This window comes from Acinetobacter sp. BIGb0102, assembly GCF_003815055.1.
GTDB classification, from domain to species: Bacteria; Pseudomonadota; Gammaproteobacteria; order Pseudomonadales; family Moraxellaceae; genus Acinetobacter; species Acinetobacter vivianii.
The window spans coordinates 147081-163076 of record NZ_RKQE01000013.1 but is presented as its reverse complement, the minus strand read 5'-3'; the positions used below and the strand labels follow the sequence as shown (position 1 = coordinate 163076).

Annotated in this window: 14 protein-coding genes; 6 read left to right on the top strand and 8 right to left on the bottom strand. The window is 41.1% G+C overall.

The features are described from left to right. Position 1: 1 nt before the first annotated feature. The 3 genes from EC846_RS12050 to EC846_RS12040 all read left to right on the top strand — a co-directional run bounded on the left by EC846_RS12050 (position 2) and on the right by EC846_RS12040 (position 2979). Entirely contained in the window at positions 2–814 is an 813-nt protein-coding gene (locus tag EC846_RS12050) for a DUF2971 domain-containing protein (protein WP_123775292.1), read from the top strand. Positions 815–922: 108 nt separating this feature from the next. After that, positions 923–2185: a putative DNA modification/repair radical SAM protein gene (locus EC846_RS12045; RefSeq protein WP_062846609.1), complete on the top strand. Its 1263-nt coding sequence runs from the start codon at positions 923–925 to the stop codon at positions 2183–2185. Between the two features lie 2 nt (positions 2186–2187). Beyond that, entirely contained in the window at positions 2188–2979 is a 792-nt protein-coding gene (locus tag EC846_RS12040) for a TIGR03915 family putative DNA repair protein (RefSeq protein WP_123775291.1), read from the top strand. Between the two features lie 56 nt (positions 2980–3035). Here EC846_RS12040 and EC846_RS12035 read toward each other — a convergent pair whose 3' ends face one another. Next, complete coding sequence (locus tag EC846_RS12035) at positions 3036–4448, bottom strand: DASS family sodium-coupled anion symporter (RefSeq protein ID WP_123775290.1); 1413 nt, start codon at positions 4446–4448, stop codon at positions 3036–3038. Between the two features lie 86 nt (positions 4449–4534). Then, positions 4535–5293 (bottom strand): sulfite exporter TauE/SafE family protein, encoded by a 759-nt coding sequence (locus tag EC846_RS12030; protein ID WP_123775289.1) that lies wholly within the window; start codon positions 5291–5293, stop codon positions 4535–4537. Between the two features lie 199 nt (positions 5294–5492). Here EC846_RS12030 and EC846_RS12025 point away from each other — a divergent pair, with 199 nt between their 5' ends. Then, the gene (locus tag EC846_RS12025) at positions 5493–6596 is read left to right on the top strand and encodes an HPP family protein (RefSeq protein ID WP_032811132.1); all 1104 of its coding nucleotides are present in this window, start codon (positions 5493–5495) and stop codon (positions 6594–6596) included. 66 nt (positions 6597–6662) lie between these two features. Here EC846_RS12025 and EC846_RS12020 read toward each other — a convergent pair whose 3' ends face one another. After that, positions 6663–6932 (bottom strand): PspC domain-containing protein, encoded by a 270-nt coding sequence (locus tag EC846_RS12020; RefSeq protein ID WP_123775288.1) that lies wholly within the window; start codon positions 6930–6932, stop codon positions 6663–6665. Positions 6933–7283: 351 nt separating this feature from the next. On the opposite strand from EC846_RS12020, the gene EC846_RS12015 reads away from it, so the two are divergent. Further along, a complete protein-coding gene (locus EC846_RS12015) occupies positions 7284–7955 on the top strand; it encodes a hypothetical protein (RefSeq protein WP_123775287.1) in 672 nt (223 codons plus the stop codon). Between the two features lie 60 nt (positions 7956–8015). On the opposite strand, the gene EC846_RS12010 is transcribed toward EC846_RS12015, so the two are convergent. Then, a complete protein-coding gene (locus tag EC846_RS12010) occupies positions 8016–9839 on the bottom strand; it encodes an acyl-CoA dehydrogenase C-terminal domain-containing protein (RefSeq protein ID WP_123775286.1) in 1824 nt (607 codons plus the stop codon). Positions 9840–10078: 239 nt separating this feature from the next. Here EC846_RS12010 and EC846_RS12005 point away from each other — a divergent pair, with 239 nt between their 5' ends. Next, the gene (locus EC846_RS12005) at positions 10079–12406 is read left to right on the top strand and encodes a hypothetical protein (RefSeq protein ID WP_123775285.1); all 2328 of its coding nucleotides are present in this window, start codon (positions 10079–10081) and stop codon (positions 12404–12406) included. A 60-nt stretch (positions 12407–12466) separates the two neighbouring features. Here EC846_RS12005 and aroE read toward each other — a convergent pair whose 3' ends face one another. The 4 genes from aroE to ribA all read right to left on the bottom strand — a co-directional run bounded on the left by aroE (position 12467) and on the right by ribA (position 15713). After that, on the bottom strand, positions 12467–13255 hold the full coding sequence (gene aroE, locus EC846_RS12000; protein WP_005259856.1) for a shikimate dehydrogenase: 789 nt from the start codon (positions 13253–13255) through the stop codon (positions 12467–12469). 265 nt (positions 13256–13520) lie between these two features. After that, positions 13521–14462: an oxygen-dependent coproporphyrinogen oxidase gene (hemF, locus tag EC846_RS11995; RefSeq protein ID WP_123775284.1), complete on the bottom strand. Its 942-nt coding sequence runs from the start codon at positions 14460–14462 to the stop codon at positions 13521–13523. A gap of 120 nt (positions 14463–14582) precedes the next feature. Further along, positions 14583–15068 (bottom strand): DUF4844 domain-containing protein, encoded by a 486-nt coding sequence (locus EC846_RS11990; RefSeq protein ID WP_123775283.1) that lies wholly within the window; start codon positions 15066–15068, stop codon positions 14583–14585. Between the two features lie 42 nt (positions 15069–15110). Then, a complete protein-coding gene (gene ribA, locus EC846_RS11985; protein ID WP_004775924.1) occupies positions 15111–15713 on the bottom strand; it encodes a GTP cyclohydrolase II in 603 nt (200 codons plus the stop codon). Positions 15714–15996 lie beyond the last annotated feature (283 nt).

Sequence of the window (15996 nt, the reverse complement as noted above, 5' to 3'; positions counted from 1 at the left end):
GATGATTTTTAATAGGGACTCTAAAAAATATTTATATCATTACACGCGAGCTGATACAGCAATCAATTATATTTTACAAAGTAATACGCTTAAGGTTAGCTCCTTTCAAAATACCAATGATCCTAAAGAGTCTAAAAATTGGTTATTTGAAATTGGAACAAATCATAATTTGGATCTTAGTGCTTATAACTTATGGACGCTATCTGATGAGCTAAATAGAGAAATTAAATCTTCAACATATGTGATATGTTTTTCTAAAGATAAAGTTTTAACGGGTAACCATCTAAATGATTTATTGAACCGAGGATATGGGCGCTCAAGAATGTGGGCTCAATATGCTGCTAATCATACAGGGGTTTGTTTGGTTTTTGATAATGACCTACTGGGTCAAGCATTTCATAACGAGTTTTCTAAGTTTAGTTATTTTGCTCAGAATATTAATTATATTGATAGATTTATTGGAGAAAGAGACTCTGCATACATGATAAATGTAGATTTTTTGGAAAGTGTCAATTCAGATATGAAAGAGTACGCTTTATGTCATTCAGAAACCTATAAAGATAGGCTTTTTTTTGAAAAGTTATTAGATTGGGAACAAGAGCAAGAATACCGTTGGGTTTTAATAGGTGGAGATGTTGATAAAGAGCCATTATTTAACTATCTAAATTCATTGAAAGGTATTGTATTCGGAGCTAATTGCTCAGAAGAACATATTTCTAAAATAGTTGAAATGACAAAAAGCCGAGGGATTGAATATACACAATTGAAATGGCGAAATTGTGCACCGTGGTACAATTTTGAAAGAAGATTTTGAATATTTAGGCGTCACCTCATGACGTATTACATCTTTTGGGTACTTAATTTCACAACTTTGAAATGCTAATTTTTAAACGATATTTTCTGTTTCTTCAGGTCGTTTGAAATGTCTGATCGCATTCGTGAAAAACTCCAGATTCTTGCGGACGCTGCCAAATATGACGTGTCCTGTTCCTCTAGCGGCAGTGACCGTAAAAATAAAGATAAGGGGCTAGGGAATGCCAGTCATTCGGGGATTTGTCATAGCTATACCGAAGACGGACGCTGTGTATCTTTGCTGAAGATACTGTTCAGTAATGTCTGTATTTTTGATTGCGCTTATTGCGTATCACGCCGTTCGAATGATGTGAAACGTGCGGCCTTTACGGTACAGGAAGTGGTTGACCTGACCATTAATTTTTATCGTCGTAATTATATTGAAGGGCTATTTCTCAGTTCAGGTATTTTCAAGTCCGCAGACTACACCATGGAGCGCATGCTACAGGTCGTTAAAAAACTGCGTCTTGAAGAAAACTTTAATGGTTATATTCATCTCAAAACCATTCCGGGGGCTTCACCAGAACTGATTCATGAAGCTGGATTGTATGCTGACCGAATGAGCATTAATCTGGAAATGCCGACAGAAGTCGGACTGAAAACTTTTGCCCCTGAAAAGTCGCATCAGGAAGTACAAAAAGATTTGGGTTTAGTTCGAGATCGTCTGATTCAGTTGAAAGATGAACGTCAGGTGATCAAGCACGTCCCCAAATATGTACCAGCGGGGCAAACCACACAAATGGTGGTAGGTGCACATCAGGAAACCGATCAGGATGTGTTGTTAATGGCGGATCGGCACTATAAAGAATTTAAACTCAAACGGGTGTATTTCTCAGGCTATATCCCGATCAATACCGAAAATAATTATTTGCCCGCAGTGGGTTCGGCACCGCCGTTATTACGTGAAAATCGGCTTTATCAAAGTGACTGGTTGATGCGTTTCTATGGCTTTCAGGTCAATGAAATTGTGGATGAACGCTTTCCGCATCTGGATTTGGATATTGATCCGAAACTGAGCTGGGCTTTACGTCATCCTGAGCAATTCCCCGTGGATTTAAATCGTGCCGATTATCAGATGGTGTTGCGTGTGCCCGGCATCGGGGTGAAATCAGCCAAGAAAATTGTACAGGCCCGTCGCTTTGGCAAGATCCATATTGATTTACTGAAACAGCTCGGTGTGGCCTATTCGCGGGCGAAATTTTTTATTCGTTGTGAAGATAGTCCGCGTTTTCAGAAAGAACTGTCTCCAAATTACATTCGCCAGCAAATTTTGACGCAAGGTTCATCAAAGTACGTGCAACAATTATCACCACAACTCAGTTTGGGATTTTAGCCGTGTTGAATGCACCCGTGGCGTATTGCTTTGATGGCTCAATGGCAGGGTTACTGAGTTGTGTTTTTCGAGCCTTTCAGTTCAAAGAATTTGAGGTGCAACTGTGTCTGGAAAATCAAACACAGCATGGTTTATTTGCCAGTCTTATTGAGGTGCCGACGCATGAGCAGCATGCGCAACGAGTCTGGTCAGGCCTGCAACAAAAGCTGTCGCAATCGGCGTTAAGGCAATTTTATTTTACGTCTTTATCTGAATCGCTTGAGGCATATCAGCATTTATTTCATTACTGTGTTTATGTGTTCCAGCAGCAGCTTTCTGTGGAAAAGGACTATTTACATCCAAGTGTGTTAGCGATTTCGCAATGGACTAAAAAAGTCGGACGTGAAAAGCATCGGATGGAGGCGTTTATTCGCTTTAAGAAAACGACAGATGGGCTATTTCTCAGTCTGGTACGGCCTGATTTTAATGTGTTGCCTTTGATTCAACCGCATTTTAAACGCCGTTATCAGGATCAACGCTGGCTGATTTATGATGAGAAACGTCAATATGGGCTGTATTATGACTTGCATGAGATTCATGAAGTTTCGATGGATGTGAAAGAGGTTGACCGTAATATCGAAACGGGCTTTAGTCAAAGCTTCCAGTTAGAGCTGGATGAGCAGGAGGCGTTATACGACCAGTTATGGAAGGATTATTTCAATAGTATCAATATTAAAGAACGACAAAATATCAAATTACATGTGCAATATTTGCCGAAACGTTATTGGCGTTATCTCAATGAAAAATATGTTTAGATAGTCCATCCATTTATTGGGGCTTAATAAAAAAGCGCCGAAGCGCTTTTTCAATATTAGATAAAGAATAAATAAACAAAGCTGGAAACGAGTGCAATACATAAAATATTCAGGATAAAACCAACTTTCATCATTTCACTTTGTTGGACAAAACCTGTACCAAATACAATTGCATTCGGAGGTGTTGCAACCGGAAGCATGAAGGCACATGAAGCACCGATACCAATCACGATGACTAGAATTTCTTTAGGCATTCCCATTTGATCCGCAATCGCTGCAAAGACAGGCACAAGTAGGGCCGCAGACGCTGTATTGCTGGTAAATTCAGTCAGGAAAATAATAAAGGCTGCAACAATAATGATAATCAGCAAAGGAGAGGCATCACCAAATGCATTTGCCAAAGTTTGACCTAGCACTAAAGATGTACCTGAATCTTTGAGCACTGCACTTAAGGTTAAACCTCCACCAAATAACATCAACACACCCCAATCGGTATTATCCGCAATATCTTTCCATGTCGCAGTTCCTAATATGACAACGAGGCAGGCTGCGCTCAGTGCCACCCAAGTATCTGGTTGGCTGATCCCGAAGCTTTCACTCAGACTTTTACTAAAAATCCAGGCCAGTGCCGTACCGATAAATAACAACATGGTGGCAATACGCATTTTCGTCCATGGAATATGCTCGGTTTTAAACTCAACTTTATGATTCAGCTTTGGGCGTAATACCAAATACAGGCTGACTAACATAGCCGGCAAGATCAGCAGCATCATAGGTAAACCGATTCTCATCCAGTCGGTAAAGTCGTAGTCCAGTGCTTTCGCTGCAATCGCATTTGGTGGAGAGCCGACCAAAGTACCTAAACCGCCAATACTGGCAGAGTAGGCGATCCCAAGTAAGATAAATACAAAGGTTTTACGCTCTTTAGCTACATCTAAATGTGAAAGCAATCCTAATGCTAGAGGTAGCATCATTGCTGCTGTTGCAGTATTGGAAATCCACATGGACAGGATGGCGGTCACAAGAAAAATAGTCAGGACTGAAATGCCTAAATGTCCTCGAGACATGGAAATAATCCACATTGCGATTTTACGGTCAAGCTTCTGGATGTGTAGGGCTGTTGCTAAAGCAAAACCACCGAAAAACAGAAAGATAATTGGGTCGGCAAATGTACTTAGGGCTTTACTCGTACTAATAGGAACCAGTTCGCCTTTGCTTTCGGAAGGCATTCCGATCAGTACAGCCAATACGGGAATCAAGAGAGCCGTAATTGTGATATGAATTGCTTCTGTTAGCCATAAAATTGCAATAAATAATAAAAGGCTTAAACCTTTATTGGCATTTTCATCATAAGGTAGAACTTGATAGAGACTTAAAGATAATAAAGTTGCAATGATAATAATCACCCAGCCTTTAAGCAGGCCTTTGGGCATTGCATTGGTCGGGGTCTCTAAATGAGGTACATTCATAAAAATATCCTTATTCAAGCGTTATAGAGTCCTGTTGAAAACGCTTTGACCAGTTAAGAAAAAAAGAATAATAGAATCTGAGTGTTTTAAAGCAGCAGAAATCCCTGCCAAAGTGCATTGAGACCAAGCACTGTTAAAATAATAAAAATGATGTATTTAAACTTCTGTTGGGAAAGTCGATTTCTGATTTTTGCTCCTAAATAGACAAAGATAAGAGAAACTATTGTCACGATAGCCAGAAGCCATATTTGCGCTTGATCAAAATTAAGCAGACTTGGATAAAGTAACAAGAGTTGAACCAGCTTACTGGCAAGAAAACTTAAATTACTAATGATGACGATTTCATTTTTTTGATGACGGGTACTTAATAGATACATCATCAGAAAAGGCGCCATGGCATTGGTTGCGCCACCGACAATACCCGCCAGTAGGCCAAACAGTAGCATGTTTTGTAGTGAGGCGGAAATTTGCAATGGTTTGTGGCGAAACTGGTCTATCACATACAACAGCATGACGATGCCCAACATGATTTTTAAATAGCCTTCAGGGACTTTGATCAGTAGGTTTACCCCGATCAAACTTCCAATGAGACTTGCCCCAATCAATAACCAGTATCTTGTTAAGTAGTCCTTTAGTGTTTTAATAAATGAGTTTTGCTGTGCCGTTTTTAACATACTCAAGTTCATGAGAATGCAAGGAATAATGACCATCGCCACGGCAGTTGATAATGGGTAAACCAGTGAAAGAGCAGCGGTGCTGATCATGGGGAAACCGAAACCACTCAGGCCATGTAATACGGCTGCAAGCACACAAATTAATAGTGTAAATAGGTCGGTTTTATCCATATCCCCATCCCGAATATGACATGGTAGTAAAAATAGAAATGCTTCTTGTAGAAGGCACAAATCTGTTCAAAATGACAAGAGAATTTTAGGTTATCAGATTTGCTCATGTCATAAAGATATAGATTAAATACATCTTAGTTGGGATTTAGGCGTATACTTCTGCCTCGAATAAAACAACACTATTCCAGCAAGGTGCATTGTGAGCTCTACCCAATCAGACTGGCTAAATTTTCTCAAACCTAACTATAAAGTCCTGCCTTTGAGGGAGAGGATGCTTTCAGGTGTCGGCGCTTTATGTGGCTTGGCGATTTCTTCACTCATTAGCTGGTACGTCTTGGGTGGCATGAACGCGTGGTACATTGCACCCATGGGCGCTTCTTCGGTACTGCTATTTGCCGTGCCCAATAGTCCCTTAGCGCAACCGTGGAATGTGGTGGTTGGTAATACCTTAGCGGGTTTAATCGGCGTTGCCTGTACTCAATTTTTGCCCGACTTGACGAGCGCTTTTAGTGTGGCGGTCGGATTCGCAATTTTTATGATGATGACCACAGACTCGCTCCATCCGCCAAGTGGTGCAGTGGCGATTACTGCCGTGTTAGGGGGAGAAGCGGTACATCGGCTGGGTTTCCATTTCGTGTTATATCCCGTGCTTCTGAACTCGATTTTATTATTAGTTTTCGCGGTGGTATTTAACCGTTTGATTGGGCGCCATTATCCTTTAACTGCACATGTGAATGAGCGATCTAAAGATCCAACACCAACGCAGAAAGTTTCGATCCAGCCGAAAGATATTGAATATGCTTTAGAGCATCACACCGAGCTATTGGACATTAGCCAATATGATCTGGAAAAAATCATTTTAGAAGCACAAGAGCATGCCAATGAGCGTCTGGTCAACTCATTTGTCTGTCAGGATATTATGAGTCGGGATGTCATTAAACTGCATGAAAATGATGATATTCATCAGGCACTGGATAAATTCAAAGCGGTTAATCTGATGAGTTTGCCTGTGGTCAATGCAGAAGAAAATCTGGTGGGAACACTGGCTTTATACGAAGTGGTGGAATGGTTTAAAGGCGCGACCGATCCACGTAATTCATGGCAGCATTTTGTGCGGCAGATTATGAGTCGGAGAGTGGTGACCGTTGATCCGTTACAGCCAATTCAGGATTTAGTGCCGTACTTTGTAGAGAAGTCTTTTAACTATATTCCTGTGGTTGAGAATCAGCGTTTGGTGGGAATTATCAGTCGTGCAGATATGATCGCTGCCTTACAACAGCAGCTTAACCGAAAATTGGTTTAAATAAAAAAAGCTACGGTTGGATTAGGGGTAATTTCAACCGTAGCGACCAAAAAGGTAAAAGAGGGATTAACGTTTTATGCCTTGGTCTTCATAAATTGTTTTCACAGGCTGGTTGTAGCCTTGAACATGGTCAACACGAGCTTGTTGCTGTTTTGGAATGACCAACCACAAAATGAGGTACACCAAAATACCTGGAAAGGCGGCACTCATAATCGAGATCACAACAAAGATCAGGCGTAATAAATTTGCATTCCAACCAAATCGTTCCGCAATACCGCCCATTACACCAGCGATCATGCTTTGTTGGTTTGAGCGATATAAACCAGAGTTGGTCATCGAGTTTGTCTCCTTAAATTCATGAAACGGCAGCAAAAAGTAAAATATTCATTGAATGGCTGCTGTTACTTAAGAAATAGGGGCAATTGATTTTTTTTAAAGTTTAAACAGATGAGAGATTAGTTAAGTTGTGTAAATGGTTGCTGGAAAAAACAACAGTATCGCCTAAAATGCACCGACTTAAAGCATACTGCTTTTTAATTTGCTATTTCCATCTTGTTGCGGCCGTTTTGATTACCTTTCTAGGCAATCGACGAGCACTCAATTGAACCCTATATTTTATTTTGCAAAATTTTAGGGAATGTAGTGAAAAGTACGCGATAGCGATGTTGATGTTAGAGATTTATAGATATGCAGTTCAGGTTATTCTTACAGCATGTTAGTGTAGGAGTCTTATTGAGTTTAGGTTTGATTGCTTGTGATGGCCGTCATCCAGAACCTGTAAGACAACAACCCCAGACGCAATCGGATCGTGAGGCGAGTCATGTCCTCGCAGATGAACAAGAGCGCGCTTCTTCTGATACAGAAGCGATGTCACTCAATCAGGTTGCTGGACAAGCAACTTTGCCACACCCAGTGGTACGTCAACAGAACCATAGTCAGCCCTCAGAAGCCGATCTGATTTATGTCGGTCGTTATCATGCCCGCATTCCCTGTACAGATCCTTTTGCTGGCTGTGTAAATAATGAAAAAGAAGCTGAATATATTCTGAATTTATTAAGTGATGGTTCCGTGTACTGGACCAATACCAGTTTTGGGCGTCTCGGTTCCGATCCAACACGTAGCGTTGCCAAGATTGAGCAAACCTGTAAGCAGGTGCACTGGCACGTCCATAAAGAACTGAATGAAATCATGGTGCGTTGTGATGCGGCAGATTTAAGTCTTTATTATCAGATTAATCAAAATCAGGATCTGGTTTTTAATCTGGAAAAGATGTGGAATGAAGGGAACGGCAATAACCGCAAATTCTTTAAAGAATATCCTTTTCCCCAACAGGCTTATGTTTTCAAAAGAGTGGAATAAACGAGCATCTTTTGCAAAACAAAAAAGAGCGCATGAAGCGCTCTTTTTTTACAGCCTTGATTAGTAATCGAAGCTGAAGTGTTCTGGTGCAAGTGAAGTCAAGGTACGAGACGTTGTTACCATTGACTCGGCATGGCCTTGAGCGCGTGGTAATAAACGGTCGAAGTAGAAATCAGCAACCTTGATTTTTGCTTTATAGAATTCAGGTGTTTCGATACCGTTGCCTGCTTCTAATTTCTCAGAGGCAATAACGGCTTGTTGTGCCCAGAAGTAAGCCATCATCACATAACCAGAGAACATCAAGAAATCAACCGAAGCTGAAGAAACGATGTCACGGTCTTTACGTGCAGCAAGCATGATACGAACCGTTAAAGTGTTCCATTGCGCGCAAAGCTTGGTTAAATCCCATGCAAAACGACGTAAGTATTTATTACGTGCGTGTGCTGCACAGAACTTCAGGATTTCAGCCGTGTAATCACGAACTACTTTACCTTTCGAGCTTAATAGCACTTTACGACCAATCAAGTCGAGTGCCTGAATGCCTGTTGTCCCTTCATATAACGTTGAGATACGGGCATCACGTACGATTTGTTCCATACCCCATTCACGGATATAGCCATGACCGCCGTAAACCTGCATACCGTGGTTGGCTGCTTCTAGACCCATCTCAGTCAAGAAACCTTTTAAGATCGGTGTATAGAAACCAAGTTTGTCGTCATACTCTTCAAACTTCGCTTGATCACCATTTTCCAGTGCATCTGTCATTTTGTCCGCTAGTTTTGCAGCATGGTAGATCATTGAACGACCACCTTCAGCAATTGCTTTTTGCGTTAATAACATACGACGAACATCAGCATGGTGAATAATCGCATCACCTACACGTTCAGGCTCTTTCTTGCCAGAAAGGGCACGCATTGACATACGGTCTTTGGCATACGGTAAAGCACCTTGGAAAGACAGTTCAGCGTGTGCAATACCTTGAACTGCGGTACCAATACGAGCTGTATTCATAAAGGTAAACATCGCATGTAAACCTTTGTTGATCTCACCGATCAAGTAGCCTGTTGCATTGTCAAAATTAAGCACAGCTGTTGCAGAAGCCTTGATACCCATCTTGTGTTCGATAGAACCACAAGACACCGCATTACGCTCACCCACGCCACCATCCGCAGTCGGGATGAATTTAGGCACGATGAATAGAGAGATACCACGTGTACCAGCAGGCGCATCTGGAAGGCGAGCCAATACGATATGGATAATGTTCTCTGTTAAATCGTGTTCACCCGCAGAGATGAAGATTTTAGTACCAGAAATTTTATAGGTACCGTCTTCATTTGGTTCTGCTTTGGTTTTTACCTGACCTAAGTCTGTACCACATTGAGGCTCAGTTAAGCACATTGTGCCTGACCAAGTGCCTTCAACCAGTTTAGGCATATAAGTATTTTTTTGCTCGTCTGTACCAAACTGCATGATGGTATTCATACAACCTGTACTTAAACCTGGATACATGGTGAAAGACCAGTTGGCAGTCCCCATCATTTCAGATTTGATCAGGTTTAAAGACATTGGCAAGCCTTGGCCACCAAATTCTTCTGGATAAGAAAGACCTTGCCAGCCACCCATCACAAACTGGTCATACGCTTCTTTAAAGCCTTTAGGTGTCGTCACTTCACCATTGTTGAACGTACAACCTTCTTCATCACCTGACTGGTTAAGCGGAGAAAGTACGTTTTCGCAATAATCTGCCGCACCTTCAAGAATCATATCAACCGTATCAGCATCCGCATTTTGACCACTTGTCAAAGTTTGGTAATGTGCTGGATAATCTAACATTTCGTTCATTAAGAAACGAATATCACGGAGCGGGGCTTTATAAGCTGGCATAATCTTAATCCTGTATTTGAATCATTTTGGATTATCTGTTTCGATACTTTGATTATTCACAATGGCGATAAAAATACATTGATAATCACTGGGGAAAAGAATGTCAGAAAAGCGAATCGTCTAGATTCGATGGAGATGGAAAAATCACTTTTCTGTTGGTGTCTAAACTAATATTAAACGTGAAAATTACTTAATTCTATACTTGAAAATATAATGATATAAAGGTGTTTGGTAAAGCTATGCGTCTAAAATATTTAACTTTATGTTTAATGGGTCTCAGTCTTTCTGCATGTTCTCAACATGTCATTAAAACCAATCCAGCTTCGGCGAACCTTGAGCAGAAGGCGGTCAATAGCCTCAATGCCATCTATGAATATCCAAGCTATGACTATCGTGGGAAATTCAATATTCATGTGGATCAGGAGCCGAGTAAAAATAATGCAAAAGCTGAACCTGCATCTTTAGATCCAGCGCTTAAGCAAAAAGTTGACCAATACTTACGAGAGCAGAAGGTCAATTTAAACAATAAACAGAAGCAGGCCTTGTATACGGCACTGGCGCAAGAACAGAAAAGCTCTGGTCGTTCCAAGGCTGACAAATTTACTCAGGTCATGACCAATATCCTGAATGAAATGCAGTTTGAATATGATGGTTCAGTGCATTATCGCCAGAAAATGGGATCATTTAACCTGACCGCGCGTTATGAAAAGCCGACGCTGCTGGTACAGGCCAAAGTGCCAATGGTGCTGGATCTGAATAATTATAAATTTTACATCAACTACTTTGCCTTGATGCCTTATCTGGTCAATAAAGAAAACCAGAACAATCTGGCCTATCTGGATTTTTCAAAATATCAAGATGCTTTTAAGCAAGTGGATTACAAGAAATTTGCTGAATATGTCAAAGCGTCGAGCGCGGTTTACTATCGTCTTGCGGATCAAAATAATATTCAGGCCTTATCTATTTCCTCTGCGGATCAGGCGGCTGGAGTCGTAGAAAAAATTCGTTTAAAAACCTCGGTTGAAGAACTGATTTTACAAGCGAACTTATATAGCAAGGTCAATGAAAAATATTTGATGCAAAGCGTTTTAAATCTGAACGCACAGAATTTAGAAAAACTGGTTGCAGATGAAGTTGCCAATGCAGAGGAGACAAAATCTAAAGCATCATTACTGGAAGCAAAAGATTCGGCAGATGATGCAAACTTAGTTAGCCAACAGTTATACCGTCTGGTGAATCAGCACTTTGGGGTTGAGGATGTCGAAGAAGATTATGCTGATGAAAGTGCAGATGCGAGTCAAGCAGCGAATGACGCTGTAGCAGCCCCAGAAGAAGCCTCGCAGCAGGCAGACGCTGCAGCCGATGAAGCAACTGCCTCAGAAGGTGAGGCGCAAAGTGGTTTAAGTGAAGAACAATGTTCGGCATTGCAAAACACCAAAAACACGACTTATGGTGACGTACAGTATTGTCAGAGCGTATATGGCATTGATGTCTTTTCGGATCAGCCAGTTGAACCAGGTTTCTTGACTTATATCCAGAAGTTACAAGCTGTTGAAAAAGAATTTACGGTTTACGATCAAAACCAGTTTGTTGATGATCAGGCATTTAAAACACTTTGGCTTAAACATCAGGCGGACATTGAGAAAGCTTTACCGCCTGTTGATAAACGTAACCCATTTATTATGGATGTCGGATTGGATGCCAAAGGGCGTGCTGTGAAGATTGACTATGATTTAAATTATGGTCTGCCTGAGTTGAAATCACGCTTTAATGTCAAGGCAGATATGCTGATTTCCAATTATGGTAAAGGCACGCCGATTGATCAGGCTCAGTTGAAACAGGCGAAAACATGGGCTGAAGCCAGCAAAGGTTCAATGCTAGAGCAAGCCGTGAACAGCTTCTCTGAAAAGTTGGGGCAGACCGGTATTCAGGAACGTTCAGCGGAGCCGTATACGCTATCTTTAGATGATCAGCTCAATGTCATTGCGGAACAGCGTTATGATGCAACACGTGCTTATGAGCCAACCTATAAAGCAGTGTTCATTGCCAAGTTGACAGAAAGCGCGCCACACATCGTGCAGCGTTACTCAAGCCAAGAGTTGCAGGAAATTGCCAGTGTATATGCTTATTGGTATGCCGATGAAGAGGTTTATAATCCAGAAGGAAAAGCACTGCAAAAGATTGAAGCTTTGCAAAAGAAACATCATCTAGAATATGAAGACCAGTTTGATGATCGTTTAGGACGTTCGGTTCATCATATCGTCAGTGATGCAATGCAGGGTGATCAACAGCGTCAGGCATGGAAAAAGCTACAGGCGCAGTATAAGCAGCCGCAGCAGTTATTTGCCAAGCAATATCAAATCCAGTTCGAACAAGAGAATGGCGCGTCAGGTGAAGAAAAACGCTGGCTCGAACAAACGGCAAATATCTTGGGGAAGGTATATGTCGATGCGCGTAAAAATAAGTTGTCTGAGCAATCGATCAAAGCCTTAAAGATTGAACATAATGAATTTATTGATTATGGCATCTTTAAAGAGGTCTATCAGAAGATGTTAAATCTTAAGTAATCCACCATAGAAAAAGAGCCTGTAATATACAGGCTCTTTTTCTATCTAATGTTTAATCGATTATAAAAAATCTTTCAGTTCAGGTTTAACCCCATTCCAGATGGAGAATGCTTCAATTGCTTGACCCACTAACATGCCAAAACCATCCGTAGCAGGCACTTGGCGTTGTTGGGCTTGATCCAGAAAACTAGAAGGTTTGCCATAGGCCATTTCATAAGCATGATGGAAAATTAAGCTTTCAGGTAACTGTAAAGCATCTCCCGTTAAACTTGCTGAAGTTGCATTAATCACAAAATCAAACTCACCTGAAAGTTGCTCTAGGCGAATCGCTTTAAGCTCAGTTTGTGGCACAGCATCTTTTAAATCTTCAACCAGTTGTTCCGCGCGGGCGAGGGTACGATTCGCAATCACAATCTGCTTCGCGCCTGCCTGTACTAATGGATAGATCACGCCACGCGTTGCACCACCAGCCCCTAAAATCAAAATACGGCTATCTTTAAGTTCCCAGCCTAGTGCTTGAATCGCTGCAACCAGACCCTGACCATCAGTATTGTCGCCGTAGAGCTTGCCATCTTCCATCCACAGCGTATTCACAGCTTTGGCAATCTTGGCACGTTCAGTCAGTTGATCACACAACGCAAAGGCCTGTTCTTTAAAGGGTACGGTGACATTCATCCCCACACCATTCTGGGCAAAAAATGCTTTGGCTGTATTTTCAAAACCATCCAATGGCGCAAGAATTTTTTTATAGTTTAAGTCGACCCCAGTTTTTGCTGCGAATGCATGGTGTAACTCTGGTGAGCGTGATTGTTCAATCGGATTTCCAATTACAGCAAATTGTTTGGTCATGAGGGAATCTTCTTATGAGGTCGCTAAAGTTTATAAAGTTGAGGGGGATGCTGCAATATTGATTTACACCTGAACATTCAAACAGGGCATGATTTCAGGACAAGAACATGCTTTGATATTTTTAGAGTTGCAAATGTTGGGTCTTGTTTTAAAAATGAGTATTTATTTAATCCAGCGGCCCATCCCCAATACCGCAATATTTTTATTTTAAGATTCCCTAAAAGATTTCATCCCTGAACTATATGTCAGGGATGAATCATTTCTTTTATTTATTTAAACCCAGCCAGTCTCGTGGTTTTAAATAATAATCAGTGAGTCGCTTTTCAGCCGAATCTGCATCCCATTCAGGACGATATGACCAGCCCGCCAGATTAGGCAAGCTCACCAAGATCGATTCAATACGCCCGCCAGTCTGTAGGCCGAACAACGTACCACGGTCATATACCAAGTTATATTCAACATAGCGGCCACGACGATATAACTGGAACTCACGTTGAGCTTCGGTATAAGGCTGCTCACGATGCTTTTCAAAAATCGGCAAGATTGCTTCTAAATAACCATTTCCGACGGCCTGCATATATTTAAAACAGGTTTCGAAATCCCACTGGTTCAAATCATCGAAGAATAAGCCGCCTACACCACGCTGTTCATCACGATGTTTTAAATAGAAATAATCATCACACCATTGTTTATGTTCGGCATAAACATGTTCACCAAAAGGCTGGCACAGGTCATGGGCTTTTTGATGCCAATTCAGCACATCCTCATCATCTGGATAGAATGGGGTTAAGTCAAAACCGCCACCAAACCACCACACTGGATCCTGTCCTTCAGGCTCAGCCACAAATAGGCGGACATTGGCATGAGAGGTCGGGATATTCGGATTTTTCGGGTGAATCACCAACGATACGCCTAGTGCTTGTGCCTTTGCACCCGCAATTTGTGGATGACGTTCAGTCGCTGAAGCGGGGAGTTTACTGATATTGATGTGGGAGAACATGACCCCACCTTTTTCAATCACTTCACCATTTTGCAAAACACGAGAGCGACCGCCACCGCCTTCGGTTCGTTGCCAATCATCAATGATAAACTCAGCGGTACCACCGCCTGCACGTTCCTGTTGCTCTAGTCCTGCACAAATGCGTGCCTGTAGATCGAGTAAAAAATCGCGAACACGTTGAATATCAGCTGAAGTTGGATGCTGCATGATGATCCTCTTGATAAGATCTAGGAATTACTGATATCAAAACATAAATCCATAAAAAAAGTAAGGGATTTTTGAACCTATATGAAATTTGCATGATTCAGGATGAAAAGTAGTGTTCAGTTAATTTGGGTTTTTACTTTGATCTTTCGAGCGGTTCTTTTCGATAAGATCATTAATTTCTTCATTATATAACCAAGTATTTAAAATACCTTCAGAACTTTCCAAGCCAGTAATATCTAGAAAATGTTCAAAGGTACCAGCAACTTGCTCTCTATCATTGGTACCTAGTGAATCGGGATTAATTTGATGGATACCGTCAGAAAGTATTTTAAGTCGTTGTTGTTTACTTGGTTGAGCAGAGTGCTGATAAAGTTGGATATACGCTTCAGCTGTCTCGGCTACTTTTTGGTTCAATAACTTTTTTAATTGAGGATCTTGAACGCCAGAATATAGATAGCCATCAGTTAAAAAATGATCTTGTTGCTGGAATTGATGCAATTGATTGATAATTCCAGCATTTGATGGATTCTCTTTATTCTCTTTTGCCTGAGTACAGCCATTTAGTAGCAGGAGACCTATCACCAAGAAAATATTTAATAATTTCATTTTGATAAACTCTCTTGTCTAAGCAAAAAAATGACTCTAAAGTCAGAAGTCATCTTTTTTATAAAGATGATCCATACGTTCACGTTTGGTCTTTAAATATTGTTCATTGAATGGGTTGCGACCGACAGTCAGTGGGACACGTTCAACCACATTAATACCCAGATCAGTCAATGCTTTTAATTTAAGTGGATTATTTGTGACCAGTTTCACTTCTTTAACTTGAAGATGATCGAGCATGATGCTGCACATATCGTAGCGACGCGCATCAGCAGGCAAGTTCAATAACAGGTTCGCATCAACGGTATCATGACCTTGATCTTGCAAGGCATAAGCACGGATTTTATTGGTTAAACCAATACCACGCCCTTCTTGACGCAAATATAAAATTACGCCTTGGCCTGCATCATTAATCAGGCGTTGGGTGGCTTGTAGCTGTGGGCCGCAATCACATTTAAGTGAAGCGAAAGCATCACCAGTCAAGCATTCTGAATGAATACGCACAAGTACAGGCTTATTGGGAGCAGTTTCTAACCCTTTAGAAAGCGCCACATGTTCCTCACCCGTTTCAGGATCTTGAAACACGGAAATATTGAAGTCACCAAAGGCAGTCGGCAGCTTTGATGTTGCAATAAATTCAATCGGCACAGAGAACTCACTATGATCATAAAAACAGTCTGAGTATAGCTTAATGTGTGAAGATTGCGCGAACTGGAATTTCTGATTTTTTATATAAGTTTTTCTTTTTCATACAAAGCACACAATAATGGTTGATAAACAGTGACATAATTCAGGATAATCTACGGGTCATTCTTTAAAAATTGCATAAGAATGTTCAGCACTACATCATTCGCACGTGTGGCTGATTGAAGGCAGATCATATTTAATTGTATGATTGCCCCCATTTAACCCAGCTTCGGACTTGCCAGGC

Excerpts from the sequence above, each read along its gene's own strand:
- EC846_RS12050 (WP_123775292.1), top strand. The coding sequence starts at position 2 with ATGATTTTTAATAGGGACTCTAAAAAATATTTATATCATTACACGCGA.
- EC846_RS12045 (WP_062846609.1), top strand. The coding sequence starts at position 923 with ATGTCTGATCGCATTCGTGAAAAACTCCAGATTCTTGCGGACGCTGCC.
- EC846_RS12035 (WP_123775290.1), bottom strand. The coding sequence starts at position 4,448 with ATGAATGTACCTCATTTAGAGACCCCGACCAATGCAATGCCCAAAGGC.
- EC846_RS12030 (WP_123775289.1), bottom strand. The coding sequence starts at position 5,293 with ATGGATAAAACCGACCTATTTACACTATTAATTTGTGTGCTTGCAGCC.
- EC846_RS12020 (WP_123775288.1), bottom strand. The coding sequence starts at position 6,932 with ATGACCAACTCTGGTTTATATCGCTCAAACCAACAAAGCATGATCGCT.
- EC846_RS12015 (WP_123775287.1), top strand. The coding sequence starts at position 7,284 with ATGCAGTTCAGGTTATTCTTACAGCATGTTAGTGTAGGAGTCTTATTG.
- EC846_RS12010 (WP_123775286.1), bottom strand. The coding sequence starts at position 9,839 with ATGCCAGCTTATAAAGCCCCGCTCCGTGATATTCGTTTCTTAATGAAC.
- EC846_RS12005 (WP_123775285.1), top strand. The coding sequence starts at position 10,079 with ATGCGTCTAAAATATTTAACTTTATGTTTAATGGGTCTCAGTCTTTCT.
- aroE (WP_005259856.1), bottom strand. The coding sequence starts at position 13,255 with ATGACCAAACAATTTGCTGTAATTGGAAATCCGATTGAACAATCACGC.
- hemF (WP_123775284.1), bottom strand. The coding sequence starts at position 14,462 with ATGCAGCATCCAACTTCAGCTGATATTCAACGTGTTCGCGATTTTTTA.
- EC846_RS11990 (WP_123775283.1), bottom strand. The coding sequence starts at position 15,068 with ATGAAATTATTAAATATTTTCTTGGTGATAGGTCTCCTGCTACTAAAT.